At 70.1% G+C, this 13,129-nt stretch carries 13 protein-coding genes; 6 read left to right on the top strand and 7 right to left on the bottom strand.

The window, feature by feature from the left end:
* Positions 1 to 2 precede the first annotated feature (2 nt).
* Positions 3 to 2,213, top strand: a complete 2,211-nt coding sequence (locus ACS5PN_RS22965) for a DUF5682 family protein (RefSeq protein ID WP_439466329.1) — start codon at positions 3 to 5, stop codon at positions 2,211 to 2,213.
* A complete protein-coding gene (locus ACS5PN_RS22960; RefSeq protein WP_439466328.1) occupies positions 2,210 to 3,376 on the top strand; it encodes a VWA domain-containing protein in 1,167 nt (388 codons plus the stop codon). Before ACS5PN_RS22965 ends, ACS5PN_RS22960 begins: the two co-directional genes overlap by 4 nt.
* Here the strand turns inward: ACS5PN_RS22960 and ACS5PN_RS22955 are convergent.
* From ACS5PN_RS22955 to ACS5PN_RS22945, 3 genes are read right to left on the bottom strand one after another with little or no spacing between them, the layout of a single operon-like run.
* Positions 3,360 to 4,325 carry a helix-turn-helix domain-containing protein gene (locus ACS5PN_RS22955; RefSeq protein ID WP_439466327.1) on the bottom strand — a complete coding sequence of 322 codons (966 nt, stop codon included), beginning with the start codon at positions 4,323 to 4,325 and terminating at the stop codon, positions 3,360 to 3,362. The genes ACS5PN_RS22960 and ACS5PN_RS22955 overlap by 17 nt on opposite strands.
* Positions 4,326 to 4,334: 9 nt before the next feature.
* Positions 4,335 to 4,634: a hypothetical protein gene (locus tag ACS5PN_RS22950; protein ID WP_439466326.1), complete on the bottom strand. Its 300-nt coding sequence runs from the start codon at positions 4,632 to 4,634 to the stop codon at positions 4,335 to 4,337.
* Between the two features lie 49 nt (positions 4,635 to 4,683).
* A complete protein-coding gene (locus ACS5PN_RS22945; protein ID WP_439466325.1) occupies positions 4,684 to 5,133 on the bottom strand; it encodes a GyrI-like domain-containing protein in 450 nt (149 codons plus the stop codon).
* Positions 5,134 to 5,272: 139 nt separating this feature from the next.
* On the opposite strand from ACS5PN_RS22945, the gene ACS5PN_RS22940 reads away from it, so the two are divergent.
* On the top strand, positions 5,273 to 5,776 hold the full coding sequence (locus tag ACS5PN_RS22940) for a hypothetical protein (RefSeq protein WP_439466324.1): 504 nt from the start codon (positions 5,273 to 5,275) through the stop codon (positions 5,774 to 5,776).
* 42 nt (positions 5,777 to 5,818) lie between these two features.
* A complete protein-coding gene (locus ACS5PN_RS22935; protein ID WP_439466323.1) occupies positions 5,819 to 6,451 on the top strand; it encodes a LysE family translocator in 633 nt (210 codons plus the stop codon).
* Here the strand turns inward: ACS5PN_RS22935 and ACS5PN_RS22930 are convergent.
* Together ACS5PN_RS22930 and ACS5PN_RS22925 are read right to left on the bottom strand one after the other, a co-directional pair.
* Positions 6,431 to 8,128 carry an acyl-CoA synthetase gene (locus ACS5PN_RS22930; protein ID WP_439466322.1) on the bottom strand — a complete coding sequence of 566 codons (1,698 nt, stop codon included), beginning with the start codon at positions 8,126 to 8,128 and terminating at the stop codon, positions 6,431 to 6,433. The two genes, ACS5PN_RS22935 and ACS5PN_RS22930, sit on opposite strands and share 21 nt — an antisense overlap.
* A 217-nt stretch (positions 8,129 to 8,345) precedes the next feature.
* Positions 8,346 to 8,876, bottom strand: a complete 531-nt coding sequence (locus tag ACS5PN_RS22925) for a GNAT family N-acetyltransferase (RefSeq protein WP_439466321.1) — start codon at positions 8,874 to 8,876, stop codon at positions 8,346 to 8,348.
* 44 nt (positions 8,877 to 8,920) lie between these two features.
* Here ACS5PN_RS22925 and ACS5PN_RS22920 point away from each other — a divergent pair, with 44 nt between their 5' ends.
* Positions 8,921 to 9,817 (top strand): alpha/beta fold hydrolase, encoded by an 897-nt coding sequence (locus tag ACS5PN_RS22920; protein ID WP_439466320.1) that lies wholly within the window; start codon positions 8,921 to 8,923, stop codon positions 9,815 to 9,817.
* Positions 9,818 to 9,819: 2 nt separating this feature from the next.
* On the top strand, positions 9,820 to 10,617 hold the full coding sequence (locus ACS5PN_RS22915) for a substrate-binding periplasmic protein (RefSeq protein ID WP_439466319.1): 798 nt from the start codon (positions 9,820 to 9,822) through the stop codon (positions 10,615 to 10,617).
* On the opposite strand, the gene ACS5PN_RS22910 is transcribed toward ACS5PN_RS22915, so the two are convergent.
* Both ACS5PN_RS22910 and ACS5PN_RS22905 read right to left on the bottom strand, forming a co-directional pair.
* Positions 10,592 to 10,849: a DUF4212 domain-containing protein gene (locus ACS5PN_RS22910; protein WP_439466318.1), complete on the bottom strand. Its 258-nt coding sequence runs from the start codon at positions 10,847 to 10,849 to the stop codon at positions 10,592 to 10,594. The two genes, ACS5PN_RS22915 and ACS5PN_RS22910, sit on opposite strands and share 26 nt — an antisense overlap.
* Entirely contained in the window at positions 10,846 to 13,011 is a 2,166-nt protein-coding gene (locus ACS5PN_RS22905; RefSeq protein WP_439466317.1) for a S9 family peptidase, read from the bottom strand. Before ACS5PN_RS22905 ends, ACS5PN_RS22910 begins: the two co-directional genes overlap by 4 nt.
* Positions 13,012 to 13,129 lie beyond the last annotated feature (118 nt).

The raw sequence follows: 13,129 nt of genomic DNA, 5'->3' as shown, positions 1-13,129 counted from the left end.
ACATGGCCCACCTCTTCGGCATCCGCCATCACGGCCCGGGCTGCGCGCGCAGCCTGGTGCGTGCGCTGGAAGCGCTGAAGCCCGACTGCGTGCTGGTCGAGGGCCCGCCCGAGGCCGACGAGCTCGTCGGCGCGGTGCTGCAGGCCGGTATGAACCCACCGGTGGCCCTGCTGAGCTATTGCCCCGACGAACCAGGGCTGGCGATCTACCACCCCTTTGCCGAGTTCTCGCCCGAATGGCAGGCCCTGCGCTGGGCGGCCACGAACGGCGTGCCGGTGCGATTCATCGACCTGGCCGTGGCGCATTCGCTGGCGATGACGAAAGTGCAGCGCGAGAGCGAGGACGAAGCCAAGGACAGCCCGCGTGAAGACCCGCTGGGCGAACTGGCCAAGGCCGCCGGCTATGCCGACGGCGAGGCCTGGTGGAACCACCAGGTGGAGGAGCGCGGCGACGGCGAGGAGCTGTTCTCGGCCATCGCCGAGGCCATGACGGCCCTGCGCGCCGAGGTCGGGGAGACCGACACCCGCGACCTGCTGCGCGAGGCCCAGATGCGCCAGGGCCTGCGGGCAGCGCAGAAGGAAGGTTTCGAGCGCATCGCCGTCGTCTGCGGCGCCTGGCATCTGCCGGCCCTGCAGGCGAACGTCACGGCCAAGGCCGACACGACGTTGCTGAAGGACGGCCTGGCCGGTTGCCCCAAGCTCAAGGTCGCCGCCACCTGGGTGCCGTGGACCAACCGGCTGCTGACGCGCGCCAGCGGCTATGGCGCCGGCATCGCGTCGCCGGGCTGGTACGAGCATCTGTGGGCCGACACCGGCGCGCGCCGCAGCATCGGCTGGCTGGCCCGCGTGGCCGCGCTGATGCGCGAACGCGACCTGGACTGCTCCTCCGCCCACCTCATCGAAGCCGCCCGGCTGGCCGACACGCTGGCCGCCCTGCGCGGCCGTCCCGCCCCCGGCCTGGAAGAACTGCACGAAGCCACGCGCACCGTGCTGACCCTGGGCGACGAGGCGATGCTGGCCTTCGTGGCCGACGCCCTCGTCGTTGGCGACCGCCTTGGCACGGTGCCACCCGACCTGCCCACGGTGCCGCTGCAGCGCGACCTGGAGCAGACGCAGAAAAGCCTGCGTCTCAAGGCCGAGGCCCTGCGCAAGACCCTGGACCTGGACCTGCGCCAGCCCAACGATCTGGCGCGCAGCCACCTGTTGCACCGCCTGAAGCTGCTGGACCTGCCCTGGGGCGAGATCGCCCAGGTGGGCCGCTCGTCGCGCGGCAGCTTCCACGAGCTCTGGACCCTGCAATGGCAGCCCGAGTTCGCGCTGCGCCTCATCGAGGCCAGCCGCTTCGGCCAGACAGTGGCCCAGGCCGCCGCCAACCGTGCCATCGAGCGCAGTGCCCAGACCGAGGCCCTGGGCGAGCTGGCTGCGCTGATCGACGCGGTGCTGCTGGCCGATCTGCCCGCCGCCGTTCCGGCCGCGACCCAGGCCCTGCAGGACCGCGCCGCCCTGACCGGCGATGCCGGCCAGCTGCTGGCCGCCCTGCCGCCGCTGGCCCAGGTCTTCCGCTACGGCAATGTGCGCCAGACCGATGCCAGCCTGGTGTCGCATCTGCTGGACAGCCTCATCGTGCGCGGCGCCATCGCGCTGCCGCTGGCCGCCACAGCCCTGGACGATGAGGCCGCCGCCACGCTGCGCACTCAGCTGCTGGCTGCCCACTCGGCCGTCGGCTTGCGCGACGCCGAGGATCAGACCGCCGCCTGGCGCAAGGCCCTCGAGCAACTGGCCGGCCTGCCCACCGCCCACGAGCTGCTGCAAGGCCTGGCCACGCGCCTGCTGCTGGACGCCGGCGACTGGACCAGCGAGCGGGCCGCCCAGCAGCTGTCCCTGCATCTGTCGGCCGGTGCCGATGCACCCAAGGCCGCGGCCTGGCTGGATGGCTTTCTGAACCGCAATGCCGTCGTGCTGCTGCACGACGCCACCGTCTGGGGCCTGGTGGATGCCTGGCTGGCCGGCCTGGGCGAAGCCCATTTCGTGCAGGTGCTGCCGCTGGTGAGGCGCAGCTTCGCGCAGTTCTCGGCTGGCGAGCGGCGCGACCTGGGCCAGCGCGCCGTGCAGGGCGCCGTGGCGGCCGACCCGCAGGCCGGCGCCGACTGGGACGAGGCCCGCGCCGTGTTGCCGTTGCCGACACTGCGGCTGTTGATGGGATTGAACGCATGAGCACCGACGAACGACTGCGCCGCTGGCGCCTCGTGCTGGGCGGCGAAGCCGAGGCGGCACTGGGCGACCTGTCGGGTCCGGCCCAGGAGATGGACCAGGCGCTGGCGGCCTTGTACGAAGCCCCAGGCCCGGGCGGCGCCAAGTCGCGCGACCGCGTCGGTGGCCGCGGCGGCTCGTCGCCCAGCGTGGCGCGCTGGCTGGGCGATATCCGCAAATACTTCCCCAGTTCCGTCGTGCAGGTCATGCAGCGCGACGCGCTGGAGCGGCTGAACCTGCGCGACATGCTGCTGCAGCCCGAGATGCTGAACGCGGTGCAGCCCGACGTGCACCTGGTCGCCCAGCTGATCTCGCTGTCGCGCGTGATCCCGGCCAACACCAAGGAGACGGCCCGCCTCGTGGTGAGGCGCGTCGTCGAGCAGCTCCTGCGCAAGCTCGAGGAGCCGATGCGCTCGGCCATCACCGGGGCCCTGGACCGCAGCCAGCGCAACCGCCGGCCGCGCCACGCCGAGATCGACTGGCATCGCACCATCCGCGCCAATCTGCGTCACTGGCAGCCCGAACACCGCACCGTCGTGCCCCAGCAGCTCATCGGCTACGGCCGCAAGGCGCGCCGGCCGCAGCGCGAGGTGGTGCTGTGCATCGACCAGAGCGGCTCCATGGCCAACTCGGTCGTCTACTCCAGCATCTTCGGCGCGGTGATGGCCTCGCTGCCGGCGGTGTCGACCAAGCTCGTCGTCTTCGACACCGCGGTGGTGGACATGACGGAGCAGCTCGACGACCCGGTGGAGCTGCTGTTCGGCGTGCAGCTGGGCGGTGGCACCGACATCAACGGCGCGGTCGGCTATTGCCAGTCCATCATCCGCGAGCCGCGCAACACCATCCTGGTGCTGATCTCCGACCTCTACGAAGGCGGCGTCGAAGCCGGCCTGCTGAGCCGCGCCGCGGCTCTGGTGGAAAGCGGCGTGCAGTTCGTGACGCTGCTGGCCCTGAGCGACGAGGGTGCGCCGGCCTACGACCGCGGCCTGGCCACCAAGCTCGCCGCCCTGGGCGTGCCGTCCTTCGCCTGCACGCCCGAGGCCTTCCCCGGCCTGATGGCCGCGGCCATCCGCCGCGAGGACATCGCGTCCTGGGCCGCCGGCCAGGGGCTCACGACCTCGCGCTGAGGCGCGCGCGCAGGGCCTGGCCGCTCGCACCGCCGCGGCGCTTGAGCTGGCGGAACAGGGTCTGGCGCGAACCCAGGCCGCTGCGCGCGGCGACCTCGTCCAGCGACAGCGTCGCGTCCTGCAGCAGGCGCAGCGCTTGCTCGGTGCGCTGCCGCGCCAGCCAGGCCATGGGCGTGCAGCCCTGCAAGGCACGAAAGCAGCGCACGAAGTGGTATTTGGACAGCCGCGCCACGGCGGCGATGTCGTCCAGTGACAGGGCCTCGGCCTGGCAGCTCAGCATGTAGTCGGTGGCGCGGTCCAGGCGCGCCAGCAACTCGGCATGCTGGCCACGGCTGAGTCCGGCGAGCTGGCCGCTGCGCGAACGCCAGCCGGGCTCGGCCTCCAGCATGCGCCACAGCAGCGACTGCAGGCGCTCTTCCAGCCAGGCTTCGTCATCGGCATCACCCAGGCTTTCGCCCCGCCCGGCGAGAACGGCATCGCGCAGGCTGGCCAGCTCGGCGCCCAGGGCACCGCCGGCCGGGCGCAGATGCTCCGCGAATCCCAGGGCCAGGCTTCCCAACTCGCCGTCGGCCGCCAGGGCCTGGGGCAGGCTCTGGCGGGCCGCATGCGCCATCTCCGCTGCCATGCCGGGCCGAAAGAACACGCCGAAGCTCAGCACCGGCTCGCGGCTCTGGATGCGGGCGCCATAGTGGCCACCCTGGTTCAGGATCAGGCAGTGGCCAGCGTCGACTCTCAGCCGCCGGTCGGTGAGCAGATAGTCCTCGCCCTCGCCGCCCCATGCCCGCTTGATGGACAGGGTCTGGGTGTGCGGCGGGAATTCGACCTCCCGCGACCAGCCCATCACGATGGCGTTCTCGCGGCCCCAATGCTCAGCGAACCACTGCCGGAAGCCGGCGTTGGTGGCGGTCAGGGGCCGGGGTGCCAGATCGGGCAGGTCGCGCAGGATCATGCGCGCAGTCTAGGGTGGCGCGGTCCTCGATGCCGGCGCGCTGGCAGCCGACGCCGCGGTGCCATCCCCGCCGCTGGGCTGGATGGGCCGGCTCGAATGCCCGCCCGCCGCCTGGCCAGCGGTCATCGCGCCGACGGCGGGCGGCGCCTGTGATTGGTCGGAGGCGCCACGCAGGTCCTCGCTAGGCGTCACGCGCGGCGTCGGCTCGGCCGGCGGCACCGGCGGGGGCGGCACCTCCTTGCGGCAGGCGGCCAGCAAGACGGCCAGCAGGGCCGCAGCGAAGCGGAGGCGGGAAGGCAGGTCGGTCATGGCGGACTCCAGCGCTGAAGCACACCAAGCGGGCAATCCGCGTGCCGCCCTAGCGAGGCGCCACCGGCACCCAGATCTCGACAAGCGAGGCGGGGTCGTCCGGGCAGAAGTCCTCGCCATAGCGCTCGAACAGCGGGCCGCCGACCTGCACATGACCTGAGGCCGGCAGCTGGCGTTCGAAGATGTCGCAATAGCCTTCGCCCAGGCCCGACAGCGGCACGCTGAAACAGGCATAGCGGCCCGCCGGCAACGTCAACCGCGTCATGCCATTGGGCGCCACCGCCGAAGGCGCAACGGAGACCGCGGCCAGGTAGTCGAAGCTCTGGTCCGCGGCCTGGTTGTGCATGACGCCATAGCTGACCCGCGGTTCGGCCACGGACTCGATTTCGGGGATGCGGGCCACGAAGCGCGGCCACAGCGCGGGGATGGCGGGCGACATCGGCGTGGCATGGATCTGCAGGCCCACGACGGTCAGGGCGGATCGTTCAATGATCTTCATCAGGCATCCTCGAGTGGCAGGGGATAAGCCCAAGACGAATGGGCGACGCTGCAATCGACACCACGGCACGCAATTTCTGCAACACCGCGGGCGACCGCCGCCGCCTAGGCTGGCGCCCTCGTCACTGCCCTTCGCCGCCATGCGCTCACTGCTCGCCGCCATCGCCATGCTCGCCACCCTGCTCTCGCCCGCCCAAGCCGCCACGCCTGCCGAACTGTTCGACTTCTGGGTCGGCGACTGGGTGGTCACCTGGAAGAACGCCAACGGCAGCCCCGGCCAGGCCCGCAACCGGGTCAGCAAGATCCTGGAGGGCAAGGTCATCGAGGAAGACTTCGCCGGCGACCCGGCCGTCGCGCCGCGCCTGCTGGGCCGCTCCCTGTCGGTGCTGGACAAGGCCGGCGTCTGGCACCAGGCCTGGGCCGACAACCAGGGCGGCTTCTTCGCGCTGACCGGTGGCAGCGAGGGCGAGACGCGCTTCTTCGCCACCGCCTTCCAGCCGGTGGGCGAGCGGCTCAAAGGCCAGCGCATGCGCTTCTACGACATCAAGCCCGACAGCTTCGACTGGGACTGGGAAGGCAGCAGCGACGGCGGCAAGACCTGGACGCTGATCTGGCGATTGCACTACCAGCGCGCTCGGTCTTGAGGTCTTGCCTAGACTGACGGGTCTGCATCTCTCGAGCTCGTCATGCCCTTCTCGACCTGGCTGCTGTTCTGCGGCGTCGCCCTGCTGACCTGCTTCTCGCCGGGCCCGGGCGTGCTGCTGGCCATCTCCAACTCGGTGGCCGTCGGCCCCCGACACACGATGTTCAGCTCGCTGGGCAATGCGGCCGGCCTCTTCATCGTTTCGGGCGCGGCCACGGCCGGCATGGGCGCCCTGCTGGCCGTGTCGGCTTCGGCCTTCCTGGTCGTCAAGCTGGTCGGCGCCGGCTACCTGATCTATCTCGGCATCAAGCAGTGGCGCAGTGCGCCGCTGCGGCTGGATGCCTCGCCCTCGGCCCACCAGCCGACAACGCCGGGCAAGCTCTTCCTGCAAGGCCTGGGCGTGGCCGTCACCAACCCCAAGGCCATCCTGTTCTTCACGGCGCTGTTCCCGCAGTTCCTGGTACCGGGCGAGTCGCTGCTGTGGCAGACGGTGCTGCTGACGATCACCTTCACGGCCTTCGCCCTGGTGTCGCATGCCTTCTACGTGAGCCTGTTCCGCACGCTGCGCCGCTTCCTGACCGAGGCCCGGCATCTGCGGCTGTTCAACCGCATCTCGGGCGGGCTCTTCGTGCTGCTGGGCCTGAGCCTGCTGAAGCTACGCAACCGCGCGGCTTGAGGCGAGTTCCTCTTCGCGCAGGCGCAGCACGCGGCGCTGCACCTTGCCGGTCGTCGTCATCGGCAGGGCGGCGATGAACTCGATCTCCTTGGGGTACTCGTAGGGCGCCAGCCGCGCCTTCACATGAGCCTGCAGGGCTTCGACCAGTTTTGCATCGCCCGCATGGCCGTCGGCCAGCACCACATAGGCCTTCACCAGCGCACCGCGCTCGGCATCGGGCTTGGGCACGACGGCCGCATTGGCCACGGCGGGGTGCTTGAGCAGGCAGTTCTCGATCTCGCCGGGGCCGATGCGGTAGCCCGCCGCCTTGAAGACATCGTCGGCCCGGCCTTCGTACCAGAGGGTGCCGTCGCGGTCGCTGCGGGCGAGGTCGCCGGTGCGGCACCAGTCGCCGGTGAACTTGGCCTTCGTCGCCGCCTCGTTGTTCCAATAGCCGAGGAAGAAGACCGGGTCGGGAGCGCCATGGCGGTCGAAGGCATTGACGGCCACCTCGCCGGTCTCGCCCGGCGCACAGACCTTGCCCTCGTCGTCGATGACGGCCACGCGATGGCCCGGGTAGGCCCGGCCCATGCTGCCGGGTTTGGCCGGCCACAGGGCCTGGCAGTTGCCGACGACGTAGTTCATTTCGGTCTGGCCGAACATCTCGTTGACCGGCACGCCCAGGGCGTCGCGGCACCAGCTGAACACCGCATCGCCCACCGCCTCGCCAGCGCTCATCAGCGCGCGCAGCTTCAGCGCATGGCGCTTGGGCCGCGGCTCGGCCTTCATCATGGCCTTGAGCGCCGTCGGGAACAGGAAGGCGTGCGTGACGCCATGGGCGGCCATCAGCTCGAAGGCCTTGGCGGCCGAGAAGCGGCCCTGCCAGGCGACGATGGGTCGGCCGAAGTAGAGCGTGGGCAGCAGCGCGTCCATCAGGCCGCCGGTCCAGGCCCAGTCCGCCGGGCTCCAGAACACGGCGTCAGACGGCTTGCTGGCGTCGAAGGGGTCGAAGCCGAACCAGTTCTGGCTGGCGACGAAGCCGGTCAGGTTGCCGATCAGCGCCCGCTGCGGGATCAGGGCGCCCTTGGGGTTGCCGGTGGTGCCGCTGGTGTAGATCAGGATGGCCGGGTCGTCGGCCTGGGTGGCAACGGGCTTGAAGCGGGCTTCCTCAGCCTGCAGGGCCTGCATCCAGGACAGCTCGTCGCAATCTGGATTGATGGAGGAAGGGCATTCGCCGACGACGAGGATGCGGCGCAGCGCCGGGCAGCGGGCCTTGACCTCGCGCAGCCCGGCCAGGGCCTCGCAGGCCGCGATGGCCAGCACGGCGCCGCTGTCCTGCAGCCGGTATTCCAGCGCCTCGGCGCCGAACAGCATGGACAGCGGCATGGCGACCGCGCCGATCTGCTGGATGGCGATATGGGCGACGGCCGTCTCGAAACGCTGCGGCAGCACGATGGCGACGCGGTGGCCGCGGCGCACGCCCTGGCTCAGCAGGGCATTGGACAGGCGGTTGGCGGCGCGCTGCAGCTGGGCATAGCTGTAGTGGGCGCGACAGCCGCTCTCGCTGTCGAAATGGATGGCGGTGGCATTGGGCGTGTCACGCGCCCAGCGCCCGCAGCAGGCCTCGGCGATGTTGAAGTCCGCCGGCACCTGCCAGCGGAAGGCGCCGTGCAGCTGCTCGTATCGGTCTTCCGCCATGGGCCACCCCCGGTTGGGACAAGGGGGCGAATGCTAGCCAGCCCGACCTCGGCTGTCCTAATGGATTGCACTGAGCCCCCGCGGGCCGAGCGCCGGGCCGCTCCCTAGCCGGCCCGTCTGGCGATGTGCTTGCGGCTCGACGCCGCAAGCATCGCCGTCCCCTTGGGGGACCGGCTGGACATGCCCGCGTTCAGCAGGGCAAGGCCAGACGAGGGGCTCACAGCCCGAGCCAGGAAGACGGCGACCACATGCTGGGACGGTCGCCCTCGGCATAGCGCTCCAGCGCCTCGCCGGTCAGGCGGCAGATGCGCCATTCGGGCATGACGTCGGCGCCCAGGCCCTCGTAGAAGCGGATGGCGTCCTCGTTCCAGTCCAGCACCGTCCAGTCGAAGCGGCCATAGCCGCGCTCACAGGCCGTCTGGGCCAGCTGGATGATGAGGGCCTTGCCCAGGCCGCTGCGGCGGTGGGCGGGGCGCACATAGAGGTCTTCCAGGTAGAGGCCGGGCTTGGCCAGGAAGGTCGAGAAGTTGGTGTAGAACAGCGCGAAGGCGACGACCTCGCCGTTCACGAGGCCCACCAGGCATTCCGCCGACGGGTTGTCACCAAACAGATGGGGCTCCAGCTTGTCCGGCGTGACCTCGAGCAGATGGGTCAGGTTTTCGAACTCGGCCAGCTCGCTGATCAGTTGGACGATGGCTTTGAGGTCGCTCGGCTCGGCGGCTCGGATGTCGTGGCGGGGTGCGGGCATGATGACCCCATTGTCGGCGCACTGCCGTGTCCTACAGTGCGGATATGCCCGATGTCTACACCCCGCGCCGCGTCCATCGCAGCGAATTCCTGGCCCTGCGCGGCCTGCGCCACCACATCCTGCGCTGGGGTCAGCCCTTGCCGGGCCGGCTGCCCCTGGTCATGGTGCATGGCTGGATGGACGTCGGCGCCTCCTTCCAGTTCGTCGTTGATGCGCTGAAGGACGAGCGCGAGGTCATCGCCCTGGACTGGCGCGGCTTCGGCCTCAGCGAGACGACGGGTGCCGACTGCTACTGGTTTCCCGACTACCTCGGCGACCTCGACGCCCTGCTCGATGCATTGAGCCCCGATGCACCCGTGGACCTGCTGGGCCACAGCATGGGCGGCAATGTGGCCATGAGCTATGCCGGGGTTCGTCCGCAGCGCATACGTCGCCTCATCAATCTCGAAGGCTTCGGCATGCCCGACATCGCCCCCGCCGCCGCGCCCGAGCGCCTGGCCAAGTGGCTGGACGAGCTCAAGGACCCGCCGTCGCTGCGACCTTACGCCACGCTGTCCGACGTGGCCGAGCGGCTGCGCAAGAACAACCCCCGCCTGGCCGCCGACAAGGCCGGCTGGCTGGCCCAGCACTGGTCGCGCGAAACGCCGGACGGCTTCCAGCTCAATGCCGACCCGGCCCACAAGCTGGCCAACCCCATGCTCTACCGCAAGGCCGAGGTGCTGGCCTGCTGGCAGCGCATCGCCGCGCCGACGCTGTGGGTCGAGGGCAGCGACGACCAGCTGACGCGTTTCTGGGGCACGCGCTATCCGCGCGCCGACTTCGAAGCCCGGCTCGCCCTGGTGCCCGACCTGAAGCAGACCGTGCTGCAGGACGCCGGCCACATGCTGCACCACGACCAGCCCGAAGCCCTGGCCGCGGCCATCGAAGCCTTCCTGGCCTGAGCATGCGGCTGGCCCGAGCCCTCTTCTGCCTGCTGACGCTGGCCCTGGCGCAGGGCGCGATGGCCTGCTCACGCGAGCTGCAGGTCGGCGTGTCCGAGCTCGGCTACGGCGCCTACCAGCGCGACGGCCTGTGGATGGGCATCGTGCCCGAGCTGATCGCCGAGCTGTCGCAGCGCAGCGGCTGCAAGCTCAAGCTGGTGGGCCGCCCACGCGCCCGCGTGCTGCTGGAGTTCGAGCAGGGCCAGCTGGACATCATCACCTCGGTCATGCGCGCCCCCGACCGCGACCGCATCGGCCAGTTCCTGCCCTATGCCTATGCCGAGCAGGACCTCATCGTGCTTGGCGAGCCCGTGCCGCGCACGCTGGACGAATTGCGCCGCATGCCCGAGCTCAAGCTCGGCGTCGTGCGCGGCGTGCGCCTGAGCCCGAAGCTGGATGAGCTGATCAACGCCATGCTGGTCTCGCGCCAGGCCGAACAATCGTCCGACTTCGACAACCTCGCCGCCAAGCTGAGCGCCGGCCGGATCCGGGCGGCGCTGATCCCCAGCGTCATCCACGTCAAGCAGCGCCAGGACGGCCTGCTGCCGGCGCAGATCACCCTCGTGGACCTGCCCGAGTCCCTGCCCGAGCCCATCGGCATCTATGTGAACCGCCAGCATGTGGCCGACGACGACCTGCAGCAGTTGACCCGCCACCTGGAGATGCTCAAGCGCGAGGGCCGGGTCGTCGCCATCTACCAGCGCCACGTCGGCGAGGCCGAGACGCGGCGGCTGTTCAGGGGCGAGGCGGCGGTTCGCTGATTTCCACAGGCGGCTCGGCCTCCAGCCTGTCCATCGCGCGGGCATAGATGACAACGATGGCGCAGAAGCCCAGCAGCGCGCCCTGCGAAGCCAGCCAGAAAGCCAGCGGCCAGCCGAACACCTCCACGCTGAGCTCGCGGGCGAAGAACACCGGCGCGAACGCGACGACGGCCCAGGCCAGCAACAGCTTGACCGTGAGCCGGCGCGTGCGGCGCCAGTAGGTGTCGCTCACTCCAGCAGTCCCCACTGCTGCAGCATGAAGGCATAGGTGCGCGCCGTTTCCTTCAGGGCGTCGAAGCGGCCCGAGGCGCCGCCATGGCCGGCCGTCATGTTGATGTCGAACAGCACCGGGCCGCTGCTGCTGTTCAGCGTGCGCAGCTTGGCCACGTATTTGGCCGCCTCCCAGTAGGGCACCTGGCTGTCGTTGATGGCGGTCTTGGCCAGCACGGCCGGATAGGCCGCGGGCTTCAGGTTGTCATAGGGGCTGTAGGCGCGCATCCAGGCGTACTCATCGGCCTTGTTCGGGTTGCCCCATTCGATGTATTCCTCGGTCGTCAGCGGCAGGCTGGCATCCAGCATGGTGTTGATGACGTCCACAAAGGGCACCTGGGCGACCACAGCCTTGAAGAGGTCGGGGCGCAGATTGGTCACGGCCCCCATCAACAGCCCCCCCGCGCTGCCGCCCTGGATGACGAGCTGGCTGGGCTGGGTATAGCCCTGGGCCACCAGGGCCTCGGCGCAGGCGACGAAGTCGGTGAAGGTGTTCATCTTCTTGCCGAGCTTGCCGTCCAGGTACCAACGCCGTCCCAGGTCGCCACCGCCGCGGATGTGGGCGATGGCATAGATGACGCCGCGGTCCAGCAGCGACAGGCGCGAGCTGGCAAAGCGCGGGTCGTTGGGGAAGCCGTAGCTGCCATAGCCGTAGAGCAGCAGCGGCTGCGGACCGCTCTTGCGCTTGTCCTTGCGGTAGACCAGGCTGACCGGCACCTTGGTGCCGTCGGCCGCCGTCACCCAGACGCGTTCGCTGGCATAGAGGCTGGCGTCATAGCCACCCTGCACCGGCGCCACCTTCAGCAGTTCCAGCTTGCCCGTCGCCAGGTCGGCTTCGTAGGTGCTGGTCGGCGTGGTCAGGGAGTTGTAGGCAAAGCGCACCCGCGGGGCATCGAACTCGCGCTGGCTGCCGAGCACGGCGTTGTAGGCCACCTCGTTGAACGCCACCTCGCGCGAGGGGCCGCCGGCCAAGGGATAGATGCGCAGCTTGACCGAGCCGCCTTCGCGGATCTGGGCCACGGCATGGGTCTTGAACACCATCGCCTGCTCGATCATGGCGTCGTCGCGGTGCGCGATCAGCTCACGCGCGTTGCGCAGATCCCTGGCGTTGAGCAGGGCGCCCTGCCCTGGCTTCATCGGCAGCCGCAGCAGCCGGTAGTTCACGCCACGGTCATTGATGCGCACCAGCATTTCGCGGCCAAAAGGCGTGACGGCGGACTGCTGGCCGTCCACGCGCGGCAGCACCTCGCGCCAGCGGCCCTGCGGCTGGTCGGCCGGCAGCACCCGCCAGTCCAGCGTGTCCTTGGACATCGAGCCCAGCATCAGCGTGCGGCCGTCCAGGGACTTGATCAGCCCCAGGTTGAAGAGCTCGCTGGGCTCCTCGTGCACCAGCACGTCGCCCGCCGTCGCACCGAGGCGGTGGCGCCACAACTGGTGGGAGCGGCGGGCTTCGTTGTGGCGGATGTAGAACAGCGTCTTGCTGTCGGTCGCCCAGACGAAGGCATCGGCATGCGGCGTCGTCGACACCACGCGGTCCTCGCCGGTGGCGATGTCGCGCACATGCAGCTCGAAGTCGCGGGCGCCGCTGCTGTCCACGCCATAGGCCAGCAGCTTGTCGTCGGGGCTGACGGCCATGCCGTTCAGGTTGACGAATTTGCGCGTCTTGGCCAGCTCGTTCATGTCGAGCAGCAGCTGCTCGGGCGCCTGCGGGTTGTCGGCCCGTTCGGGGCCTTGGGCCGCGCGGCGGAAGAAGATGGGGTATTGCAGGCCCACCTCGGTGCGGGAGCTGTACCAGTAGCGCCCCTGGCGCTGCGGCGTGGCCGTGTCGCGCTGCTGCACGCGGCCCTTCATCTCCTCGAACAGCTTCTCGGTGGCCGCCTCATGGGGCTTGAACCAGGCCTCCGCGTAGGCCGCCTCTGCCTTCAGATGGGCCTGCACCTCGGGATCGTCTTTCTCGCGCAGCCAGAAATAGTCGTCGATGCGGCGATCGCCGTGGACGCTGACGTCGCGAGGCTTCTTGGCCGCGACCGGCGGCGTGGCGGTGTCGGCCAGGGCCGGGCTGGTGGCCCAGATCAGGCTGGTGGCGAGCGCGGCCGTGTTGGCCAGCGCGCGGCATGAAGACATCAGGCGCATGTGGTTGGAGCTCCCACCGGGCGCTGCCTGCGGCAGTCTCGTCCCCGGCGGCCCGGAGTTTGCCTGCTCGCCATGCGAAAATCTCCCCCTTTTGACCCGCGTGCCCTCC

Source organism: Roseateles sp. NT4 (assembly GCF_051857475.1).
Lineage (GTDB): Bacteria > Pseudomonadota > Gammaproteobacteria > Burkholderiales > Burkholderiaceae_C > Pelomonas.
The sequence above is the reverse complement of the archived record's forward strand: the minus strand, read 5'-3'. Positions and strand labels throughout refer to the sequence as shown.